Source organism: Tamlana crocina, assembly GCF_012037625.1.
Genome location: NZ_JAAVJS010000505.1, coordinates 1 through 358, shown reverse-complemented (window position 1 = coordinate 358; position 358 = coordinate 1). Strand labels below are relative to the sequence as shown.

The following is a 358-nucleotide window of genomic DNA, read 5'->3' as shown; positions in this document are numbered from 1 at the left end:
AAGGAAGGAATACTGTTTCTATTACATATATTAAATGAATTAGCAGAATCATTCGGATTACAAAGAAATGAATATAAGGCAACTACGGATAAAAAAATTTTCTTCCCCAGTCAAAAATTTCTTAATGATCATGGAGATAAGGTGGTTTTTTCTCCTGAAAGGATTAGGGAAATTTGTCATCGATTAAAAATAGACTCGAAGATAATAGGAGAATTTTCAGCCTCACCAGGTTATTTTACCAACAATTACACAGAAAATACTTTTTTAATAGAAAGACCTTTTATAAAAATAGGTGATATCTGTTATTTGTTATTGCCTAGTTCTCAAATGTATTGCATGAATTCTTTCATATTTAGAG

1 protein-coding gene is annotated in these 358 nt (G+C 29.1%); it reads left to right on the top strand.

The window, feature by feature from the left end:
• On the top strand, window positions 1-358 hold a 358-nt coding region (locus tag HC176_RS19740; protein ID WP_209309803.1), incomplete at both ends, for a hypothetical protein.